The sequence below is a fragment of the Amycolatopsis albidoflavus genome (assembly GCF_039525725.1).
Taxonomy (GTDB): Bacteria; Actinomycetota; Actinomycetes; order Mycobacteriales; family Pseudonocardiaceae; genus Amycolatopsis; species Amycolatopsis albidoflava.
The window spans coordinates 22,190-41,555 of sequence record NZ_BAAAHV010000007.1 but is presented as its reverse complement, the minus strand read 5'-3'; the positions used below and the strand labels follow the sequence as shown (position 1 = coordinate 41,555).

At 69.9% G+C, this 19,366-nt stretch carries 17 protein-coding genes; 8 read left to right on the top strand and 9 right to left on the bottom strand.

Annotated elements, in window-relative coordinates:
* The first annotated feature begins 27 nt into the window (after window positions 1–27).
* Window positions 28–924, top strand: coding sequence for an NAD(P)H-binding protein (locus ABD156_RS09605; protein ID WP_344269381.1), 897 nt, complete (start codon window positions 28–30; stop codon window positions 922–924).
* Entirely contained in the window at window positions 921–1,526 is a 606-nt protein-coding gene (locus tag ABD156_RS09600) for a CPBP family glutamic-type intramembrane protease (RefSeq protein ID WP_344269378.1), read from the top strand. The genes ABD156_RS09605 and ABD156_RS09600 overlap by 4 nt, the downstream gene beginning before the upstream one ends.
* Here ABD156_RS09600 and ABD156_RS09595 read toward each other — a convergent pair.
* Together ABD156_RS09595 and ABD156_RS09590 are read right to left on the bottom strand one after the other, a co-directional pair.
* On the bottom strand, window positions 1,496–2,677 hold the full coding sequence (locus tag ABD156_RS09595) for an FAD-dependent oxidoreductase (protein ID WP_344269374.1): 1,182 nt from the start codon (window positions 2,675–2,677) through the stop codon (window positions 1,496–1,498). The genes ABD156_RS09600 and ABD156_RS09595 overlap by 31 nt on opposite strands.
* The gene (locus tag ABD156_RS09590) at window positions 2,674–3,129 is read right to left on the bottom strand and encodes a nitroreductase family deazaflavin-dependent oxidoreductase (RefSeq protein ID WP_344269371.1); all 456 of its coding nucleotides are present in this window, start codon (window positions 3,127–3,129) and stop codon (window positions 2,674–2,676) included. Before ABD156_RS09590 ends, ABD156_RS09595 begins: the two co-directional genes overlap by 4 nt.
* A 47-nt stretch (window positions 3,130–3,176) precedes the next feature.
* Between ABD156_RS09590 and ABD156_RS09585 the strand changes: the two genes are divergently transcribed.
* A complete protein-coding gene (locus ABD156_RS09585) occupies window positions 3,177–3,641 on the top strand; it encodes a MarR family transcriptional regulator (RefSeq protein ID WP_344269366.1) in 465 nt (154 codons plus the stop codon).
* Here the strand turns inward: ABD156_RS09585 and ABD156_RS09580 are convergent.
* Window positions 3,632–4,249, bottom strand: coding sequence for a VC0807 family protein (locus tag ABD156_RS09580; protein WP_344269363.1), 618 nt, complete (start codon window positions 4,247–4,249; stop codon window positions 3,632–3,634). The two genes, ABD156_RS09585 and ABD156_RS09580, sit on opposite strands and share 10 nt — an antisense overlap.
* 223 nt (window positions 4,250–4,472) lie before the next feature.
* On the opposite strand from ABD156_RS09580, the gene ABD156_RS09575 reads away from it, so the two are divergent.
* The 5 genes from ABD156_RS09575 to ABD156_RS09555 all read left to right on the top strand — a co-directional run bounded on the left by ABD156_RS09575 (window position 4,473) and on the right by ABD156_RS09555 (window position 9,769).
* Window positions 4,473–5,081 (top strand): DUF1453 domain-containing protein, encoded by a 609-nt coding sequence (locus ABD156_RS09575; protein WP_344269360.1) that lies wholly within the window; start codon window positions 4,473–4,475, stop codon window positions 5,079–5,081.
* Complete coding sequence (locus ABD156_RS09570; protein WP_344269356.1) at window positions 5,078–6,232, top strand: sensor histidine kinase; 1,155 nt, start codon at window positions 5,078–5,080, stop codon at window positions 6,230–6,232. Before ABD156_RS09575 ends, ABD156_RS09570 begins: the two co-directional genes overlap by 4 nt.
* Complete coding sequence (locus ABD156_RS09565; RefSeq protein WP_344269353.1) at window positions 6,229–6,879, top strand: response regulator; 651 nt, start codon at window positions 6,229–6,231, stop codon at window positions 6,877–6,879. Before ABD156_RS09570 ends, ABD156_RS09565 begins: the two co-directional genes overlap by 4 nt.
* Window positions 6,880–7,018: 139 nt before the next feature.
* On the top strand, window positions 7,019–7,414 hold the full coding sequence (locus ABD156_RS09560) for a hypothetical protein (protein WP_344269350.1): 396 nt from the start codon (window positions 7,019–7,021) through the stop codon (window positions 7,412–7,414).
* Between the two features lie 177 nt (window positions 7,415–7,591).
* Window positions 7,592–9,769 carry an AfsR/SARP family transcriptional regulator gene (locus tag ABD156_RS09555; protein WP_344269347.1) on the top strand — a complete coding sequence of 726 codons (2,178 nt, stop codon included), beginning with the start codon at window positions 7,592–7,594 and terminating at the stop codon, window positions 9,767–9,769.
* Here the strand turns inward: ABD156_RS09555 and ABD156_RS09550 are convergent.
* From ABD156_RS09550 to ABD156_RS09525, 6 genes are all read right to left on the bottom strand, one after another.
* Window positions 9,723–10,289 carry a hypothetical protein gene (locus ABD156_RS09550; protein WP_344269344.1) on the bottom strand — a complete coding sequence of 189 codons (567 nt, stop codon included), beginning with the start codon at window positions 10,287–10,289 and terminating at the stop codon, window positions 9,723–9,725. The genes ABD156_RS09555 and ABD156_RS09550 overlap by 47 nt on opposite strands.
* Entirely contained in the window at window positions 10,286–11,899 is a 1,614-nt protein-coding gene (locus ABD156_RS09545; protein WP_344269341.1) for a substrate-binding domain-containing protein, read from the bottom strand. The genes ABD156_RS09550 and ABD156_RS09545 overlap by 4 nt, the downstream gene beginning before the upstream one ends.
* Window positions 11,896–13,035, bottom strand: coding sequence for a toxic anion resistance protein (locus ABD156_RS09540; RefSeq protein WP_344269338.1), 1,140 nt, complete (start codon window positions 13,033–13,035; stop codon window positions 11,896–11,898). The genes ABD156_RS09545 and ABD156_RS09540 overlap by 4 nt, the downstream gene beginning before the upstream one ends.
* Window positions 13,035–14,111, bottom strand: coding sequence for a hypothetical protein (locus ABD156_RS09535; RefSeq protein ID WP_344269335.1), 1,077 nt, complete (start codon window positions 14,109–14,111; stop codon window positions 13,035–13,037). The genes ABD156_RS09540 and ABD156_RS09535 overlap by 1 nt, the downstream gene beginning before the upstream one ends.
* A 148-nt stretch (window positions 14,112–14,259) precedes the next feature.
* A complete protein-coding gene (locus tag ABD156_RS09530; protein ID WP_344269332.1) occupies window positions 14,260–15,249 on the bottom strand; it encodes a hypothetical protein in 990 nt (329 codons plus the stop codon).
* Between the two features lie 62 nt (window positions 15,250–15,311).
* A complete protein-coding gene (locus ABD156_RS09525; protein ID WP_344269329.1) occupies window positions 15,312–19,130 on the bottom strand; it encodes a tetratricopeptide repeat protein in 3,819 nt (1,272 codons plus the stop codon).
* Between the last annotated feature and the right edge of the window lie 236 nt (window positions 19,131–19,366).

Below are 19,366 nucleotides of genomic sequence, written 5' to 3'. Positions count from 1 at the left end.
CCCGCTCGTCCGGCTACCGTCGCAAGCATGCGCGCATTGGTAGCCGGAGCCTCGGGGTTCGTCGGCAGCCGGTTGTGCCCGGCGCTGGAAGAAGCCGGGCACGACGTGCTCGCCATGACTCGCCGTCCGGAGAACTACCGCGGAGCGGGCGAGCCGGTCCACGGCGACGTCGCCGACATCGGGTCCTTGCGGGACGCGCTCAAGAACGTCGAAGTCACCTACTACCTGGTGCATTCCCTGGACAGCACCGACTTCCAGCAGCGCGACGCCAACGCGGCCCGCGCGTTCGCCCGCGCCGCGGCGGAGGCCGGAGTACGCCGGATCGTCTACCTCGGCGGTCTCGGCGACGACGGCGACTCGCTGTCGGAGCATCTGGCCAGCAGGCGCGAGGTCGAACGGCTGCTGGCGGAGACCGGCGTGCCGGTGACCGTGCTGCGCGCGGGGATCGTCATCGGGCACGGCGGCACGTCGTGGGAACTGACCCGCCAACTCGTCGAGCACTTGCCCGCCATGATCACCCCGCGCTGGGTCAGCACGCGCACCCAGCCGATCGCGCTGGCCGACGTCGTCCGCTATCTGGCCGGCGTGCTGGAGCATCCCGAGACCGAGGGCCGGACGTTCGACATCGGCGGCCCGGAAGTGCTGACCTACCGGGACATGCTGCGGCGCGTCGCGGTCATCGAGGGCAGGATGCTGCCGATCGTGCCGGTCCCGCTGCTCTCGCCCCGGCTGTCGTCCTACTGGCTCGCGCTGGTCACCGACGTCGACGCGACGACCGGGCGCGCGCTGATCGACTCGATGGGCAACGAGGTCGTCGTCCGCGACGACGCGATCCGCCGGATCGTCGAGTTCGAGCCGATGAGCTACAACGACGCCGTGCTGCAAGCGCTCGGCGAACGCGCGCGACGGCGGCAGGCCAGGTGAAGACGTTCCTAAAGGCCGTGACCGCGGCGGGTTCCGGACTGCTGGGCGCGTCGCTGGCCAGCAAACCGGGATCGCGGCGGTTCCATGTGCTGACCGCGTCGGTCGCGGCGACCTGGTTCGCCGGTGCGCGAGCGGCCGGGCCGGTGCCACGGGGTCGTACGGACGTCGTACAGCCGGTGCTGGCGGGCGCGGGCGCGTTCGGGGTGTTCTACGGCTGCGCGCTGGTCGCTCGCCGGATTCCGTTGCTGCGCCGGGCAATCACCGGCGTACTCGGCCATGCTCACCACGGCTCGACGCCGACGGTGGTGACGACTGCCCTCGTAACTGGTGCCGCAGAAGAGGTTTTCTTCCGCGGCACGCTTTACGACACGTTCGGCCCGCGAGGATCGACCGCGCTGTACGTGCTTTCCACGACGGCGACACGGAACCCGGCGTTGGTGCTGGCGTCCGCGACCATGGGGACGCTCTTTACGCTGCAACGCCGTTGGGGCGGCGGCGTGCAGGCACCGTTGCTGACGCACGTGACCTGGTCCGCCCTGATGATCGGCTTCCTGCCCCGGCTCTTCCCGCCTCAGTCCAACTCGGGTGGAGTGGGTCCGTAGGCATTGGCGCGGGCCGCACGAGCGCGGGCACCAGGAATAGCGGTGAGCAACCGCAACAACCGATACGGCGGAGCGGCCGGACGACCACGCTCCCGCGCACGGGCGGCGCGTTGTTCCAACCGGACTTGCTGTGCCTGCACTTGCCGGATAGCGGGCTCACGCTCGGCTTGAATCCGCGCGAGGGCGGCATCGGACCGATCCCGCACGAGGTGATTGGCCGCGACGACGGCGTCCTGGACCGCCATGAGGATTCCGTTGCCCCCGACCGGCGAAATGACGTGCGCGGCGTCGCCGATGAGCAGCAGCCCCGGACGCCACCAGCGCTCCACCCGGGAGATGTCGACCGACAGCAGGGTCGTCTGGCCGAAATCAGTCAGCAGTTCGGCGCGGTCGGCCAGCCACGGCACATGGTCGGCGAGGAACGTCCGGATCGGGCCGACCCCGCGCTCGCGGGCCTGCGCGTATCCGCCCTTGGGCAGGCTGTACCCCACCTGCCAGCCGTTCGTCCCGGCGAGCAGGCCGACGTAGTGGTCCCGGCCGAAGAAGAGGTCCACGTCGGCGTCCGGCGGATCCTCGGGACGGTGCGGCAAGCGGAACCACAGCAGGTCGGTCGTGGCGCCGAGGGAGCGGGCCGGAGCGTCCGCGAGCCGGCGGATCCGGGAAAAGCGGCCGTCCGCACCGACCACCAGCGAGGCGGGCAGGTCGTGGGTTCCGGCGTCGTCGCGGTAGCGGACGCCGGTGACGCGGCCGTCCTGGATCAGCTCGACGACCTTAGCCCCCGTGCGCACGCTCGCGCCGGGCAATGCGGCGGTCTCGGCGGCGAGGAAGTCGAGGAATCGCGCCTGCGGCATCAGGGCGACGTAGTTGTACGGCGAGGCGAGCTTGCCGTAGTCCGCGGTGGTGATCGACCCGGCCGGGGTGTGGAAGCGGAAGAAGCGTGCTTTGTGGTGCGGCAGGGCGAGGAGCCGGTCGGCCAGACCGAGCTGGTCGAGCAGTTCGAGGGTGTAGGGATGCAGCGAGTCGCCGCGGAAGTCGCGGTCGAAGTCGCGGTGCGCTTCCAGCAGCGTGACGGGCATGCCGGCTCGGCCGAGCAGATAGGCGAGCATCATCCCGCCCGGTCCGCCGCCGACGACGACCACGGGGTCCGTCACGAGGCACCCTTTTCGAGGCGGAACACCGCGATCGAGTCGAGGTGCGCGGCGATCTCATCCGCCGGCGAACCGGGGCCGACCGGGAACGCGGCGAGCGCCCACGGAGCCTGCACCGCGGCCAGATAAGCCGAGAGCACCGACACCGCCTCGGCACCGTGCACCGGTTGCGCGCGCACGCTTTCGCTGATGTCGCCAGCCCGGACGCGGCAAGCCGGAACCGTGACGAGATTGCGTACCCAATCGCGGTTCGCGTCCGGCGACACGAGGTAGCGGTCGCTGCCGAGCCGGAGCACTCCGAGCGGCGTCTGCCGGGTCCGGCCGCTGCGGCGTCCGGTCGTCTCGAGCACGCGCAACCCGTAGCCGCCGTCCGGCACCGGGCGCGGATCGGCGTCGAGCAGCTTGCGCACCATCTCGGCGTTGACCTGGGACAGTTCGCTAGATTTTCTAGCCATATCGCCCAGCGTACCGCTTACCTAGAACTTCTAGCTACCATTCGTCCGTGTCGGACGAACGAGTAGCGGACGAACGAACGGCGCGGGACGTCTCCCTGGCGGTGCGGCGGCTGCTGCAAGCGGGCCGGGGCATGCAGGCGGCGCTGGCGCGCAGGCTGTCGCTGCGGGTCACCGACGTCCAGGCCATCGACCAGGTGGTTTCCAGCCCGGAACCGCTCGGACCGGGCGAACTGGGCAACCGGCTCGGCATCACGTCGGCGTCCGCGACGGTGCTGGTCGACCGCCTCGCCGCGGCCGGGCACCTGGCCCGCCGCGCCGACCCGGCCGACCGGCGGCGCGTCCACCTCGAGGCCACCGCCCACGCCCGCGAGGACGTCCGCACCGCGCTGACGCCGCTGCTCGCCGAGATCGAGACCATCACCAACCGTCTCGACCCCGAGCACGTCCCTGTCGTCCTGTCATTCCTCGACGACGTCGCGGCCGCAATGCGCGCCTACGACCGTCACGCCTGAACCGACTGCTCAAACCGCCGCTTCGTCACCACTGTCCAACCGATCAACCCCGCGAACGCGACGATCAACAGCGCCTGCGAGAGCGCAGCCGCGGTGTCGAACGGCAGCGTGTACACGCCCACGATGCGCAGCACCGAATCAGCAGTCAGCCCGACACCCCACACCAGCGAGATCTGGTACCAGCGCCGCCGCAGGGTCGCGTCCTGTGCGGTGGCGTCGAACTCACGCTGCCGGGCACCGCCCGCCGAATGCGCGAGGCGCCGCGCCGCGTAATACGCGAGAGGACGGCCGAGTGCGCAGCTGCCGACCAGGGCCACGCCGGCGCAGAAAGTGGTCACCGATTCCTTCGCCAGCAGGAAGCGCGGATCACCGGTCAGGAAGCTCAGCCCTAAGCCCAGACCGAAAAGCAGCACGAGGAACGACGAGAACAGGTCGAGGCGGCGCTGCGCGACCGCGACCCAGATCGTCCGCAGTCCCGCGACGATCGTGCCGGCCAGCAGTGACACGTACGCGCTCGCGCCGAGCAGGTTGGCCGCGTAGTAGACGACGACGGACAAACCGACGTCCAGGAACATCGTAGTGATCATCGTGCGGGTGGACTTGGTCATGCCGGGCTCCCCGTTTTCGGCTTGATTGCTGGGATTCGCCGAGAAACGCTACGGTCGCCGCCCGCCGCCGTCTTGCGGCTCCGGACGTATCCCGGGTGGAGAAATCCAGGCTCGGGTGGAGGGATTTCTCCACCCGGGGATACGCCGCGCACCGCACGACTTCGAGCCCGTTCCTCCGTAGGTTTCTCGGCATCGGAACGGATGCGAAAGGCAGGAACAACTCATGAGCGGACCCGTGGAGATCGTCCTGATCGTGGCGGCGATCGGCTACCTGATGGTGCGGCGGCTGATGGGCGAACCCGCGCAGGCCAAGCAGATGCTCATCCTGCCCGCGGTGCTGTCCGTCGTCGGTCTCAGCACGTTGTCCGGCGAGGTGAAGACGCCCGCCTCGATGATCTTCCTCGTCGGGACCGCGGCGGTCAGCGTCGCCCTCGGCGTCCTGCGCGGGATGAGCGTCCGGATTTCCCGGCGCGACGGCACCGCTTTCGTCCGCTACACCGCGCTCACCGTCGCGCTGTGGGTGGCGAACATCGTGGTCAAGATCGGCGTGAACCTCGCGCTCGACGCGTTCGCCCCGCAGGACGCCGGCGGCGTCGCCAACAGCATGCTGCTCACCATCGGCGTCGGCATCCTCGCCGAGGGGCTGGTCGTGCTCTACCGCGCACTGCGCGCCGGGCACCAGGTGGTGTGGACCCAGGGCAGCGACGGAGCCCCCGCGCAGACCTCGCCGCTGCTGGACAACATCCAGCGCAACCTCGCCGGCCGTCCGGCGGAGTGGAACACTCAGCCCGCCCACGACACCGCCCCGGCGAGGAGGAACCTGGTCCCATGAGCACGCCGGACCAGCGGTCGCTGTCGCTTCTCGGGCAGTACCGGGACGAGCTGATCCAGCCCGTCCTCGTCCTCACCGCCATCGCTTGCACCGCGGTTCAGTGGCCGGACGCGCAGATCGCGTACCGGCCATTGGCCTTGCCGCTGTTCGTGCTCGCCTCGGTTTCCGGGATCGCGTCGCTGCTGCCCTGGACCCGGCTGACCGAGAACCGGCAGATCGCCGTGATGAGCGCGTACATGCTGTTCGGCGCGCTGCTCCTGCCGCTGACGCACGGGACTTTCGCGGCGATGTTCCCGTTCGTCGCCGCATCCGCCTCGGGGGTCAAGCTCGCGTCCCGCCGGGCCGCGGTGACCATCGCGGTCGCCGGCACCGCCGTCGCGGCCGCCGCGACCTGGACGGTCGGACAGCTGTCACCGGGCTTCCCGGTGTGGCCGGTGTGGGTGACGCTGACCGTGGGTCTGCCGGTCGCTGTCGGCATCTCGCACCACGACCGCCTCGACGCCGTCCGCAACGCGCAGCTCGCCGCGGACGCCGCGCAGCGCGCCCGCGAGTCCGAAGCCCGCGAGGCCGCGCTCGTCGAACGCGGCCGGATCGCGCGCGAGATCCACGACGTGCTCGGTCATTCGCTCTCGGGGATCGCGCTGCAATTGGACATGGCCGACGCACTGCGCGACAGCGGCCGTGACGACGAGGCAGCCGCCGCGGTTCGCAAGGCACGCGCCATCGCCGTCGACTCGATCAGCGAAACCCGCCGCGCGGTGCACGCGCTGCGCGAAGACACCTTGCCGCTGTCTGAGACGTTGTGCCAACTCGCCGAACACGCGTCGGCGGAGTTCGCCATCGAGGGCGAAGCCGGAGCGGTCGGCCCGGAGACCACGCACACCATGGTCCGGGCGGCGCAGGAAGCGATGACCAACGCGGCCAAGTACGCGCCGGGCGCGACCCGTGGCCTGCGGCTGGCCTTCACGGCTGATCATGTAAGGCTGACCGTGCACAACGGGCCCGCGACCGAACCGCTGCGCGCCGAACTGGCCGGAGGTTCCGGGGTCGGGCTCGTCGGAATGCGCGAACGGGCCGCCCTGCTCGGCGGCACCCTGCGAGCAGGCCCGGCCGGCGACGGCTGGACCGTGGAACTGGAGCTGCCTCGATGACCGACCGCCCGATCAGCCTCGTTGTCGTCGACGACCAGGCGACTGTCCGCGAGGCGCTCGCGGTCATGCTCGACCTCGCCGAAGACGTCGACGTCGTGGCGACCGCGACCAACGGCGCCGAGGCCGTCGAGGCGGCGCAGCAGCACCGTCCGGACGTGGTGCTGATGGACCTCAACATGCCGGTGCTGGACGGCGTCGGCGCGACCGGGCGCATCCGCCAAGCCCAGCCGGACACGACAGTTCTCGTGCTGACCACGTTCGACGACGACGAATCGATCCTGGCCGCGCTGCAGGCGGGCGCGAGCGGCTATCTGACCAAGGAAGCCGACCGCACCACGATCCTGCACGCCGTGCGCACCGCGGCCCAGGGCCAGACCGTGCTCTCGCCCGAGGTGCAGCGGCGGCTGCTCGCGCTGGCCGCCAAACCGGCCCCACCCGCCGAGCCGGATCTCTCGCTGACCGCGCGCGAACGGGAAATCCTCGGCCTGATCGGCGACGGCCTGCGCAATCCGGAAATCGCGGCCGCATTAGTCATCAGCGAAGCCACGGTGAAAACCCACATCAACAACCTTTTCGCCAAAGCGGGTTTCCACTCGCGCGCCGACGCGGTCCGCTACGCGCTCAACTATCAGAACGGCCAGCGCTAGCAATAACTGAAGCCGCGCAAGGGCCGGGCACGGTTTCCGCGATGACGCATCGATGCCGCATCCGCGACGCCGCGACCCGACAGCATGGGGCGCGAGGCACACCATCCGAGGTGCGCCCAGGCGCGAAGGAATATTCGTTATGGTTCGATTCACCGGCCCTGGTTCTCTTTCCGAAAGAGCGGCCAAGCCCTTCATTGCCATCGCATTGACTATCGTCGCGTTGTTCGCCGGTGCGAGCGTCGCCACGGCGGCCCCGGCCGCGGAGCCGCTGACCGGAACCCTCAGCTCAGCGGGCTCGCACACCGCGCCGGACGCCGTCCCGCCGGTGTTCAACTGCAACTATTACTCCCGGGCCCCGTTCCACGACGTCGCCATCAGCTGCGCGGTCCGGGCGGGCGTGATGCGGGTTTACCTCGTCTGCTCGAACAATGCCCAGGTCTACGGCCCGGTCATGTACGCGGGCAACATCTACCGTTTCGTTCTTTCCTGCCCGGGCGTCCCGGTGCGAACCATTAACTGGCAATCCTTGTCCTAGTCCGGAATGCGTCCGGGGCGGCCATCCGGCGGGGCCGCCCCGGACGCGTTTCCGGTCCGCTTGGCCGAAACTGCTCGCCCGTAGCGCCGCAGATCCGCCCTTGCCGTTGCACGAGCCGGGCGGCGGACGCTAGACACACTGAGTCCTGGTCCGGCGACCGGCTCACGGGTGGTCACGATGACGGTACGATTCCGTCTGCTCGGCCCTGTTGGCGTGACGGTGAACGAGTGCGCGATCGCGCTCGGCCATCAGCAGTTGCGCTGCATGGCGGCGGTGCTGCTGATCGAAGCCAACCAGACGGTCGCGATGGACGAGCTCATCGACCGCGTCTGGCCCGAGGGCGCGCTCCCCCGGCAGCCGCGGCGGGCGGTGCAGCACAACATTCCGTTGCTGCGCAAGGTTCTCGCTCCGATTCCGGGGGTCGCCCTCACCCGCAACGGCTGCGGCTACCGGCTTTCCGTCGAACCGGACGCGATCGATCTGCATCGCTTCCACACGCTTCTCGAACAAGCCCGCACCGCATCGCAGCGCGATTCCCGCGCCGACCAGGTCGCCGCGACCGCCCTCGAACAGGCGCTGTCCCTGTGGCAAGGCAAGCCTTTCTCGGATCTCGCCGCCGCGGCCGACATCCCGTGGCTGTGCGCGCTGCGCGCCGCGCTGACCGCCCGCCAGCGAACCGCGCGCCTCGACCTGACCGACATCCGGCTGCGCCAAGGCAGACACGCCGAACTGCTCGCCGAACTCGCCGCCGACACCGCGAGCCACCCGTTCGACGAACGCCTCGCCGGGCAGTACCTGCTGGCCCTCTACCGAAGCCGCCGCCAAGCCGAGGCGCTGCAGCATTACCACCGCCTGCAACGCGTTCTGGCCGACGAACTCGGCACCGACCCCAGCCGTCCGCTCCGCGAACTGCACGGGCAGATCCTCGCCGCCGACCCCGCGCTGACCGCTCCCGCGCCGGAACCCGCGACCCGGCCGCCGGTCCCCCGGCAACTCCCGTGCCCGCCCCGGCTGTTCGCCGGCCGCGGCGGCGAACTCGTCCAACTGGACCGGCACATGGACGTCGCGGGAACGGTGGCGATCGGCGGCACCGGCGGAATCGGCAAAACCTGGCTGGCGCTGCACTGGGCGCATCAGCGGCTCAGCCGGTTCCCGGACGGGCAACTGCACGTCAACCTGCACGGTTTCGATCCCACCGGACAGCCCGTGTCCGCCGCCGAGGCGGTGCGCGGCTTCCTGGACGCGCTCGGCGTCGTCCCCTCCGCGATCCCGGTCGACCTGGAAGCCCAGATCGGGTTGTACCGCAGCCTGCTCGCCGGAAAACGGATGCTGCTCGTGCTGGACAACGCCCGCGACATCGACCAGGTCACGCCGCTGCTGCCGGGCACTCCCACCTGCACCGTCCTGATCACCAGCCGCCGCCACCTGGTCGGCCTCGCCGCGCTGTACGGCGTCCACCTGCTCAACCTGGACGTGCTCCCGGACTCCGACGCCCGGGAACTCCTCGCCGGACACCTCGGCCCGGACCGCCTGGCCGCCGAACCGGACACGGTCGCCGACCTGCTCACGATGTGCGCGGGTTTGCCGCTGGCCGTGCGGATCGTGGCCGCCCGCGCCCAGCACCACCCGACGTTCCCGCTGGCCGTGCTGGCCGAGGAACTGCGCGACGCCTCCGCCCGGCTGGACGGCCTGAACGCCGGTGGCCTGCGGGTAAACCTGCGCGCGGTGCTGTCCTGGTCAGTCCGCGCGCTGAGCCCGCAAGCGACGCGACTCTTTGGTTTGCTCGGCATCGCCCCGGGCCCGGACATCAGCCTGGCCGCCGCCGAGGCTTTGGTGGCGCTTCCGGCCGCCCAGCTGCGGACGGTGTTGCGGGAACTGGAGATCGCTTCCCTGGTACAGCAACACGTTCCGGGCCGATATCGAATGCACGACCTGATCCGCCTTTACGCCAGCGACACCGCGCAGCACACCGTCACCGAAGACGCGCGCGACGCGGCTTTGCGGCGGATCCTGTACTTCTACACGCACACCGCCCACGCCGCCGACCGGCTGCTGAACCCACGCCAGGACTCGGTCCCGCTCGATCCACCCGCGCCGGACGTCCTGCTCCATCCGCTGCCCGACGCGCTGGCAGCGCTGGCCTGGTGCAATACGGAACACGCCTGTTTGCTTGCCGCGCAGCACACCGCGACGACGCTCGAACGGAACCCCGCCGGTTGGCAACTGGCCTGGGCGCTGGAGACCTTCCATGTCCGGCTGTCCCGGCTCTACGACCGGCTCGCGCGGTGGCAAGCCCCGGCGGATCTCGCTACGGCTCCTCGCCGAGGTAGCGCGTCTGGTCCTTCTGCCGGTTGACCTCCGCCGCGTAATACTCCTCCGCCACCCGATGCGCCCGGTGCTCGATCAACCCCAACTGGGTCACCAGCTCCTGCCCCGCCTCGCCCCGATGCGCGGCGAACCACCGCGGCAAGTTGAGATACGTCTGCACCGACAACGGCAAATCCGTCCGCGCCAGCAACAACACCCGATGCTGCAGATCCGGATTCCCTGCCAGCCGCCGAGGATCCGCGAGCAGGTCCGACAACATCTCCGCCACCCGCCGCACCGCGTCCATTGTGGACTCCGGAAGTCGGCCGGAAGCCGTCCGCACCAGAGTGTCCAGCGACGAACGGACCTCGGCGGCCTCCACCGACGGATCGACAACCAGCCGCACCTTCTCCGGCGGGCCGAGCAGCGCGCCCGCGGCGTACAACACGGCCAGCACCACGAACATCAGCCACAACGGACCGATCACGCCGAGCACGTACAGCAGCAGCCCGGCCAGCGCGCCGACGCAGCCGAAGAGGTTCTTGGTGGACCCGAACCAGCGTCTCATTGGTATCCGCGAATCTCCTGGAACACGCTGGCCAGCTGCACGTTCCGAGCGTCGAAGACCTTGCCCCCGGTCAGCGAGGCGACCTGGCCGAGTTCGTCGCCGCTGCCCTCGCCGAACAGGACTGTGAACACCGGGATCTGCCGCATCGCGGGCGGCAGCGAGCCGAACGCCGCCTTGAACGCGGCGAGGTCGGAGCCGTTCTCGTTCTGGCCGTCGGTCATCAGCACGATCGAGTTGAAGCGGTCCGGATCCTTCGCGACAAGCGGCTCCAGCACCTGGTACCCGTGCTGCAGGGTGTCGTAGATGGCCGTGCCGCCGTTAGCGGTCAGGCCGCCGACGTAGTCCTTGATCTTCGCCAGCTCAGGCTGCGGATACTGCTCGGGCACGGTGAACGTCGTCGGCATCCCCGGCTGAGTGTTGAACGGAAGCATGGTGACTTCCTCGCGGCTGCGGAACTGCCGGTAGCGGCCGACCAGCGAACTGTCCGCGCCGGTGAGCCCGGACAGCGCCGAACGCAGCGCCTCGATCCGGCCGTCCCGCATCGAGCCCGACGTGTCCAGCAAGTACAACGTCCGCGACGGGCGGCGGATCTTGCTGAAGTAGGCCGAAAGCAACGCATCGACGGCTTGCTGCGTCGCCGGGAAAGGCAGCTCCACCAGGTCGTGCGACGCGAACTGCTGCCCGAGCTGCACGCCGGGGACGGCCGGACGGCGCTGCGTAGTGGTCATGATCCGGCGCTGCACATCGGGTGTGCGCAGGTAGTCCGAGAGCTTCTGGTGTGCCGTGCGCGCGGCATCGCTCGCACCGTTGAGCAGGGTGAGCGGATAGTCGGCGGTGACGACGCCGTCCGTCGGATAGATCAGCGTCAGCGGCTGCGGCAGCTTGCCCGAGGCGTTCAACGACAGCAAGACGGACTCGTAGTTGATCAGTCCGTCGACCTTCTGCCCGGGATCCTGCCCGGTCGCGCGCTTCTGGAAGGCATCGGACAGCCAGCCCGACGAGCCCGCCGACATCTGCTGTGCGCTGAAGAACTGCGTGAGCTGCGGCGTGACCGTCTCGATCTGCTTCGCGTCGATCGCCGTCCCCGCGCTGGCGAGCGCCGAAGCGACCCCGACGAGCGCGGAGAATCCGGAGTTCGACGCCGACGGGTCGGTCATCCCGTAGCTGAACTCCTTCCTCCCGGCCGCCGCCGCGATGTCGCCCCAGGTCGGTGCCTTCTTGTCCCAGCCGAGCCGCTGCGCGACCGGTGCCGAGAGCCCGAGCACCACCGGCGAACGCATGATCTTCGCCTGATTGCCGAGCCGCTTGTTCGCGTCGGGAATGCCTGCGGGGTAACGGTTCGAGGAGAACCACACCGCGTCGTACTTCCCGTCGACGCTGCCCTTCGCGAGCGCCTCCGCGCCTTCCAGCGTGCCGGTGAACGTGAACTTGACCTGCACGCCAGTCGCCTTCGCGGCCTCATCGAGGACCGGCTGCAGATCGGCCAGCTCGCTGCCCGCGAACACCCGCAACGTGCCCGCCGCAGGCTGGCTCGGATCGGCCGGTTCCGCCGACGAACAACCAGCCACCAGCAGCAACACGGCCAACGCGAATACGCCGAGTCTTCTCACAACTCCCCCTCGTGCGACCGGCGCAGCCGATCCTCCGCGCGACGCAACTCCCCGGACAGAGAATCCACAGTGGACGCCATGCGCGACACTGCTTCGGCCTTGAACCCGTCGATCGCGTCGAACGCCGAGTAAATCCGGTCGAACGACTCGCGCAGGGTGTCGACCGCGACCGCCGGATCACTCGATGCCTTACGGATTTCCTCGCTCTGCGACTGCAACAACTCCGCATTCGCCCGCAGCAGACCGTTCGTGGTCGCCTGCAACGCGTTGACCTCGTCGAGCACGTCACGCTGGTTGGCCAGCGCCGCGCTCACCAGCATCGCGACACGCAGCGCGGAAACCGTCGTGGTCGCCGCGCGCTCGACGCCGCGGATCAGCTCGTCGTTGGTGCGCCGCACCAAATCCAGCGCGAGATACCCCTGCGCGCTCACCGCCAACTGCGTCAGCACGTCCTGGTGCCGCTGGCGAATCGGATACAGCAGATCGGCGCGCAAGGCGTTGGCGTGCGCGGGATCCGTGAGGTCGAAGACGCCCGCCTGCCGGTCGATCGCCCCGTCGACCGCTTCGGCGAACGCCGCGGCTTCAGCCAGTTTGCCGAGCGTCGCCCAGAGCCGCTCGCGTTCGCCCTTGATCGCCGCGTTGTCGCGCCGCAGCACGTCCTGCCGCACGCGCAGCTCGCGGACCAGTGCGTTCACCGGCTCGTTCGCCGCCCGATACCGGTCGAGCGCTCGTTTCGCGCTCGCCGCGGCGGGGAAGATCCCGAGCAGTTTGCGTCCGGTGATCGGCAGCTTCGCCGGATCGAGTTCCGCGACCGTGCGGCGCAACTCGGTCAGGCTTGTCGTCACTTCCTGGTGCGGCGAACGCGCAGTGTCGAGTGCCTTGGTCGACCGGTCGAGCATCGTGCCCGCGACCGTCGCCGCCGTGCGCATGTCCGCCTCGCCGACCGCGAGGATCTCGTCAAGCAGCGCGGTGAACTCAGGCGATTTGACGTCGAGAGCTTCGAGTCGCTCGGCGAATTCGTCGGCTCGCTGGGAAATCCCGGCCCGGATCTCCTCGCCGAGCGTGATGAGCCCGGCAGCGCGTTCGACGGGCACCGCCGCCACCGGTTCGGGCGGGGTGAGGGTGAATTCGTCCATCAGTACTGCTTCTGGATCGCGTCGAGCATCCGTTCCAGGGTCTCGAAACTCGGCGGCTCGACGGCGTCGACGAGTTCCCCCGGCACCTTGGCCCGCGCGGCGACCTCGCGGAACACCTGCGGATTCGTCGTGCGAAACCCGAACGCGGCGGCGAGCTTGCCGAGCTCCGGATCCGTCGACAGGGCCTGGCCGACCTTGTTTCCGTTGGCGGAGAACGGAACCAGCGTATGCTTGGAATACACCGTCGGCGCCGTGTACAGCATCCGCATGTCCGGCCGAATCGAGCCGTCGTTCCGCAGCACCCGATCGACGTACTGCGATTCGTAGATCAACGCGAGCGGCGTCTTGCCCATGCCCGCCGACAGGTAGTCCTCGAACGGGCCCTCGGTGCTGTTCTGCGTGTACCCCTGGTCCAGGAACAACTTCGCGACCTGGGGCAGGACCTTCGCCTCCTGGTCCGGGCTGGAGACGACGTTGTTCCCGTTGGCCACGAACGAAACGATCGACAGATACATCGCCGCGGAATTGGACTCGCGCGGGTCAGTCGTAGTCACGAGGACGTTCTTGCGCACCGGATAGGCCGTATTGTTCGGCAGCTGATCCCAGCGGGTGCCCGCGAGCTGCAGGTACTTCGCGATGTCGAGCACCTGGTAGTCGCCCGCGCCCTTGCGCACCACGCCGTTGCCGCTCAGCAGCTGCACGATCGGCTCGAAGGTCGCGACCGCCATCGGCGACTGGAACGGCGTGTAGACCGTCGTGACTTTCTTGTCGCGCTGGATCTTCTGCGCCGCCGGCGACGAGGACGGGAACGCGAACTCGTACTTCCCGAGGTCGACGGCAGTCGCGATCTGCCGCGACCCCGCCGTGTCGACCTCGACCTTCAGCCCCTGTCTGGCGAACGCGTCCACCACCCGCTGATCAGTGAAGAAGGCCTGCTTCTCCGACCCGATCACCCCGCGCACGACGGTAATCCCGCCACCCGCGGCGGAGTCGTCCCCGGATCGCCCCCAGACGACCACCCCCGCCACGGCGAGCACCAAAACCACAGCCAGCCCGATCGACAACCGGCGCTTCACGATCCACCCTCTCGCACGTCCCCCGACGCGTCACCTCGAATCCTTCAGCTTTTGCCGCGCGGCACGGGGGTTTCCGCGTGAACGGTCGATGAACAACCGGAGTCTTCGGTGGCGCGGTGGCGAAATTCGGGCGGTGGCAGGGATTTTCTTACGCCGGGAGGTCGTCGAGGCTGAGCCGGAACCAGTCGTCTCCGCTCACGAGGTGCAGCTCCGCGCCCCTTCCGAAGACGCGAGCCCGCCGCGGCACGTCTTGCCCGTCGGGCAGGACGAGCCGGTACTCGCCGGTCACCCGGAAGCGGCCGTCGTCCAGGACCCCGGCCACCAGCCGATCACGCAACGGCTCGTAACCGCCGTACAACGCCACCCGGGAACCGCGCACTGCCAAGGCGGTGGCGCCGCTGATGTCGTTGGTCCACCCGGTCACGCCGTCGTCGCGGATCCGGACGATGGGCCAATCGGTGTAGTAGCACGTCCAGGCGGTGTCGCCGTCGACGTTGAGTGCGTAGCAATCCAGAAAGTCGCCCCACGCCGCCCGGACGGACCCGGGGTAATGCCATTCCTCAGCCAAGCCGGCCGAGAACCGGACCAACCCGCTCTGGCCGACGGGAGACGCGGCGCCGTCGCCGCCCCAGCCGTTCGAGCCGAGGACGCCTTCGTCGAAGTAGCCGACCCAGATCTCGCCGCTCCGCGTGGCCTGCACGTGGTCGATCCCGTCGCCGAACGTCTGCTCGGCCAGCACTTCGCCGTCGGGGCCGTAGACGATCGCGTTGCGGTCCGGGCTGTCCGGGCGCCACTCGCACCGTGCGCCGACCACCAGCACGCGACCGTCCGGCAGCGGCTGCACGCTCGGATACGCGAGCCGAAGATCAGGAATCCGCGCGGCGACCGCCATCTCCGGCACGTGCACGGTCACCCGCGCCGGCGTCGGACGCGACTCGGGCGCGCGCGGAAACCTCTCCAGCTGGTTCTCGGGGCCCGACCACAGCGCCGTCAACTCGCCGAACGGCCCGATCGACTCCGAAATCCGCACATCCCCCTGCTGCGGCGGCACGATCCGCGCATGGTGCCAGACGGGAACGGTCGGCAGGGCCAAGACCTTCGCCCGGTGCTCGGCGTACTTCCGCTCCCACTCTCGCATCCGGGTATCCGACCACGCTCAAGTCCGCGAACTCCACCGCGTTTCCCCGAATCGCCCGAGGGTCAAGGCGATCCACGGCCGAAGCGAAGATAGTCCCGGACCGAACCCGCTTCCGACGAGCCGATGCGGTCGAAGATCTCCAGCGCGGCACGCAGGCAGTCTCGCGCGGCGTCCTGATCGCCGCACGAAAGCGCGCAGCGGCCGAGCCCGGCCAGGGCCTGTGCCTCTTCCAGCGGGCTGTTCACCTCGCGAGCCAGCGGCAGCGCGCTCCGGTACCGCTCGCCCGCGTCCTCCACTTGCCCGGTCGCCAGCAGAAGCGCGCCCATGTGGTTCAGCGTCTCGGCTTTGCCGAGCTGGTTGCCCAGCTCGGAGAAGATGTCCAGAGCCTCGGTGTGGCACTTTTCCGCGGACTCGAGTTCCCCCAGAAGACGCAGCGCCGCGCCGAGTTCGTTGAGTCCGAACCCTTCGCCGAGCCGGTCGCCCAGCGCTCGGGAGATCGCCAGCGCCTCGTTGTGCGCGGCGGCCGCTTTCCGCGGTTCGCCGATCATCCGCCAGGCCACGGCGAGGCTGTTGAGCGCGAACGACTCGTGGAAGCCGTCGCCGAGCCTGCGGAAGCCGCCGACCGCGCGGGTGTTCGCGTCGACCGCGCCGGGGAAATCGCCGATCGCCCGCCGCGCGACCCCCAGTTCGTTCCAGGCGTCCGCCTGCCCCAGAAGGTCGTCCAGCTCCTCGTAAATGCTCAAGGCGTGCTCGTGCGAGCCGACCGCGGCCCGGTAGTCGCCGTTGACCAGATACAGGATGCCCAGTTCGTTGCGTGCGTGCGCTTCCCCGCTGCGATCGCCGAGTTTCATCGCCATGGCGAGCGCGCGCTGGAAGGCCTCGGCGGCACCGGGATAGTCGTCGAGGCAGCGCCGCACCGCCCCGAGCTGACTTAGCGCGGCAGCCTGTCCCGCCTCGTCCCCCAATGCCGTGTAACTCGCCAGGGCGGCAGTGTGCGACGTGGCCGCGGACAGGTAGTCGCCGATGCGCCGCTGCACGCTTCCCAGATGGTTCAAGGCGTGCGCCCGCGCCGCCTCGTCGCCGTTGTGCTCCGCCGCGCGCACCGCCGACTGATGCAGCCGCGACGCCCGGTCCCACGGCCCGGCGATGTAGAGGAATTTGGCCAAGCACGCCGACAAATCGACGACCTGCTGGTGCCAGCCGTGCCGGATCGCGTGGTCGGCGCAGGCGAGCAGGTTGACGGTCTCGACCCGCATCCACCGCCACGCCTCGATGCTGCTGGCCACCCGGGTGTCACGGGCCGCCCGCCGCCGGAGCGACCGGGTTTCGCGGAGCCCGTCGGTGGTCACGTCCTTGGCGATGCGCGCGGCCGCGTCGGCGGCGGTGTCGCAGTAGTAGTCGAAAAGCCTGCCGACCGCTCGTTCCGCCTCCTGCTCGCCGTCCTCGTGGCTGAGATTCCGGGAGTACTCGCGGATCAGGTCGTGCATCCGGTAGCGGTCGAAGGCCGGTTCTTCGAGCATGTGGTCGTCGTAGAGGGTTCCAAGATGCGCACCGGCCTCGGCCACCGGAATGTCCGCCATCGCCGCCGTCGCGTGCGCGTCGAGTTCCGGCCCGGGGTGCAGGCCGATGCGGCGGAAGAACCGTTGCTGGCCGGGGCCGAGTTCGCGGTAGGACAGGTCGAAGGCGGCGGCCACCTCGATGTCCTCCGCGCGCAGCCGGCCGAGCCGGTCGTGCGTCGAGTCCAGTTCGTCCGCCAGGTCGGTCACCGTCCACTGTGGACGACTGCGGAGCCTTCCCGCCAGCAGCGTCACCGCCAGCGGCAGCCATCCGCACAGCCGCACCACCCGATCGACCGCTTCGCCCTCCTCGGGCCGGATCGTCCTGCCGGACAGCCGCACGAACAACGCGGACGCCTCCTCGGCGGGCAGCACGTCCAGCGCCAGCGAAACCGCCCCGTCGAGAGCGATGAGCCGGGGGCGGCTGGTGATGATCACCAGCGATCCGGCCGCGGCCGGCAGCAGCGGTTCGACCTGCTGGTGGCTCAGCGCGTCGTCCAGGATCAGCAGCGCCCGTTTGCCCGCCAGCCGGTCGCGCCACAGCGCCGCCCTGGCGTCCAGGTCCGCGGGCATCTGCTGTGCGGTGACGCCGATCAGGGTCAGCAGCGACGCGAGCGCGTCCGCCGGTCCGACCGGCCGCTCGCCCGGGGTGTGCCCGTGCAGCCGAAGGAACAGCTGTGCGTCCGGGAACCGGTCCGCGAGAAGGTGGCCGGCGTGCACGGCGAGCGCGGTTTTCCCGACTCCGGCCATGCCGTCGATCGCGTGAATCGCGACCATCCGGCCGGTGTGCACCGCGTCGGTGATTTCCCTGAGCACGTGCTCCAGTTCCGCGGTCCGGCCGGTGAACGCGGGCGCGTCGCGGGGAAGCGTCCGTTTCGCCAGCTGGCCGTTCGCGCCGCCGTCTTCCCGCTCCGGCGAGTACCGGAGAGGCTGATCGGCGGGCGGAGCGAGGACGTCCGGAGCCTCGCCTGCCCGGTCGGCGGGCCAGGGATCGCCGGGCAGGCTCACCCACCCGGTCGTCCGGCTTCCCCGCAGCGGCACCGGAAAAGGCCGGAAGGTCTCCGCGAGGCCGCCGCGGCCGTGCCGCACGACCTCGTCGAAGAACCACGCCGAAACCATCGTCGCGAGAACGCTCGAGGACCCGGCCAGCGCGGACTTCAACGCGGGCGAGCCGACCAGCCGGAACGCCAGCACGACCGCGTTCGACGTCACGCCGTGCTGGTCGTAGTGGACCTCGCCGGCGTGCACCGCCAGCCGCAGCCGGATCTGTTCCTCCGCGCCGGCGACCCGGTTGTGCACCTCCAGCGTCTCGACGATCGCGCCGGGAAGCGATTCGGCGAACGCCGCTTTCGGCACGTCCGGAGGAACGAGCACCAGCACCCCGTCGCCGCGGTCCTCGTGGTAGCACGCCTCCCAGGGGATGTCCGCTTCCCGGAACGCCTGGCGCAGCGTCTGGTACATCGCGTCGCGCACGGACAGCTGGTTCCGGTTCGTCCGGCTCCGGTCGCTGAACCCTTCGACGTCGGCGACGAGAATCGTCCGGTGCACCGCGGCCGGCCGGGACTGTCCGTCGCCCCGCCCGGGCAGCAGGCCGAGCACGAACCGCTTGACCTGCCCGTAGACGAGCGAACCGCGGTCCTCGGGCTTGCAGATGCCCACGTGGTCCGCGTCCACCGGAATCGGCCGGACCCGGGGCAGCCCGGGATTGGCCGACGCCTCGTCCACCACCCGGACCCGGCGGGTCAGCCGCGTTTCGAAGAACACCAGGTTCGCGATCCCGGTCTCGTCCGCCCAGTCCCGGTAGCGGTCGTTGAGCTGCCGCAAGTACGCGCTGTTGCGGCGCAGGTCCTCGACCGCGGGCGTGCCCCGGTACAGCACGCCCAGCGCGTCCACCGCTCGCGCCAGCCCGGAACCCGTGTGCGGCGTGCTCAGGAAGACAACGCCCTTCGCCGCCTGCGCGAAGCACGCGAAATCGGTCCGGCCTTCGGCTGCGTGCAGCAGGATCTCCTTCACCAGCAGCCCGCCCATGCTGTGCGTGACGAAGCACAACGGACGCTCGCCGAGGCCGGTGTTCCGCAACTGCGCCATCAGGTTGACCGCCCGGTCCGGCACGGGCATCGATTGGCCGCGCCATCCGCTCGACCAAGCCTCGTACCCCATAGTCCAGACCGCGACGCCGGCGACGTCCGCGGCCAGCCACCGCGGCCAGAACGTGCCGTCCCCGCCGCGCCGCCACGACGCGCGGGCATCGCCGTCCAGCCCGTGGACGAAGACGACGTCCAGAACCGTCCGGCGCGGGACATGCACTGCCACGACCGCCGTCACTGCCGCTTCTCCCCTTGCGCGTCCGCCCTTTCTCGCCCCCAGCGCCGCCACCGGCCCGCCACCTCGAACGACCGGCGTGATCCGGGCAGGTCGCTCGTCCGGTCAACGGTCGCACGGTTTGTTGCCGCTGGACAAGAGTTGCCCGATATCGCGCCGGTGCCGGTCCACGACGACGTCCGAGCACCTGAACTGCGAAAACAGTGGTATCACTCCCGGATTTGTGGCTATCACGCCGG

Excerpts from the sequence above, each read along its gene's own strand:
- ABD156_RS09540 (WP_344269338.1), bottom strand. The coding sequence starts at position 13,035 with ATGGACGAATTCACCCTCACCCCGCCCGAACCGGTGGCGGCGGTGCCC.
- ABD156_RS09560 (WP_344269350.1), top strand. The coding sequence starts at position 7,019 with ATGGTTCGATTCACCGGCCCTGGTTCTCTTTCCGAAAGAGCGGCCAAG.
- ABD156_RS09570 (WP_344269356.1), top strand. The coding sequence starts at position 5,078 with ATGAGCACGCCGGACCAGCGGTCGCTGTCGCTTCTCGGGCAGTACCGG.
- ABD156_RS09530 (WP_344269332.1), bottom strand. The coding sequence starts at position 15,249 with ATGCGAGAGTGGGAGCGGAAGTACGCCGAGCACCGGGCGAAGGTCTTG.
- ABD156_RS09590 (WP_344269371.1), bottom strand. The coding sequence starts at position 3,129 with ATGGCTAGAAAATCTAGCGAACTGTCCCAGGTCAACGCCGAGATGGTG.
- ABD156_RS09555 (WP_344269347.1), top strand. The coding sequence starts at position 7,592 with ATGACGGTACGATTCCGTCTGCTCGGCCCTGTTGGCGTGACGGTGAAC.
- ABD156_RS09580 (WP_344269363.1), bottom strand. The coding sequence starts at position 4,249 with ATGACCAAGTCCACCCGCACGATGATCACTACGATGTTCCTGGACGTC.
- ABD156_RS09550 (WP_344269344.1), bottom strand. The coding sequence starts at position 10,289 with ATGAGACGCTGGTTCGGGTCCACCAAGAACCTCTTCGGCTGCGTCGGC.
- ABD156_RS09575 (WP_344269360.1), top strand. The coding sequence starts at position 4,473 with ATGAGCGGACCCGTGGAGATCGTCCTGATCGTGGCGGCGATCGGCTAC.
- ABD156_RS09605 (WP_344269381.1), top strand. The coding sequence starts at position 28 with ATGCGCGCATTGGTAGCCGGAGCCTCGGGGTTCGTCGGCAGCCGGTTG.
- ABD156_RS09565 (WP_344269353.1), top strand. The coding sequence starts at position 6,229 with ATGACCGACCGCCCGATCAGCCTCGTTGTCGTCGACGACCAGGCGACT.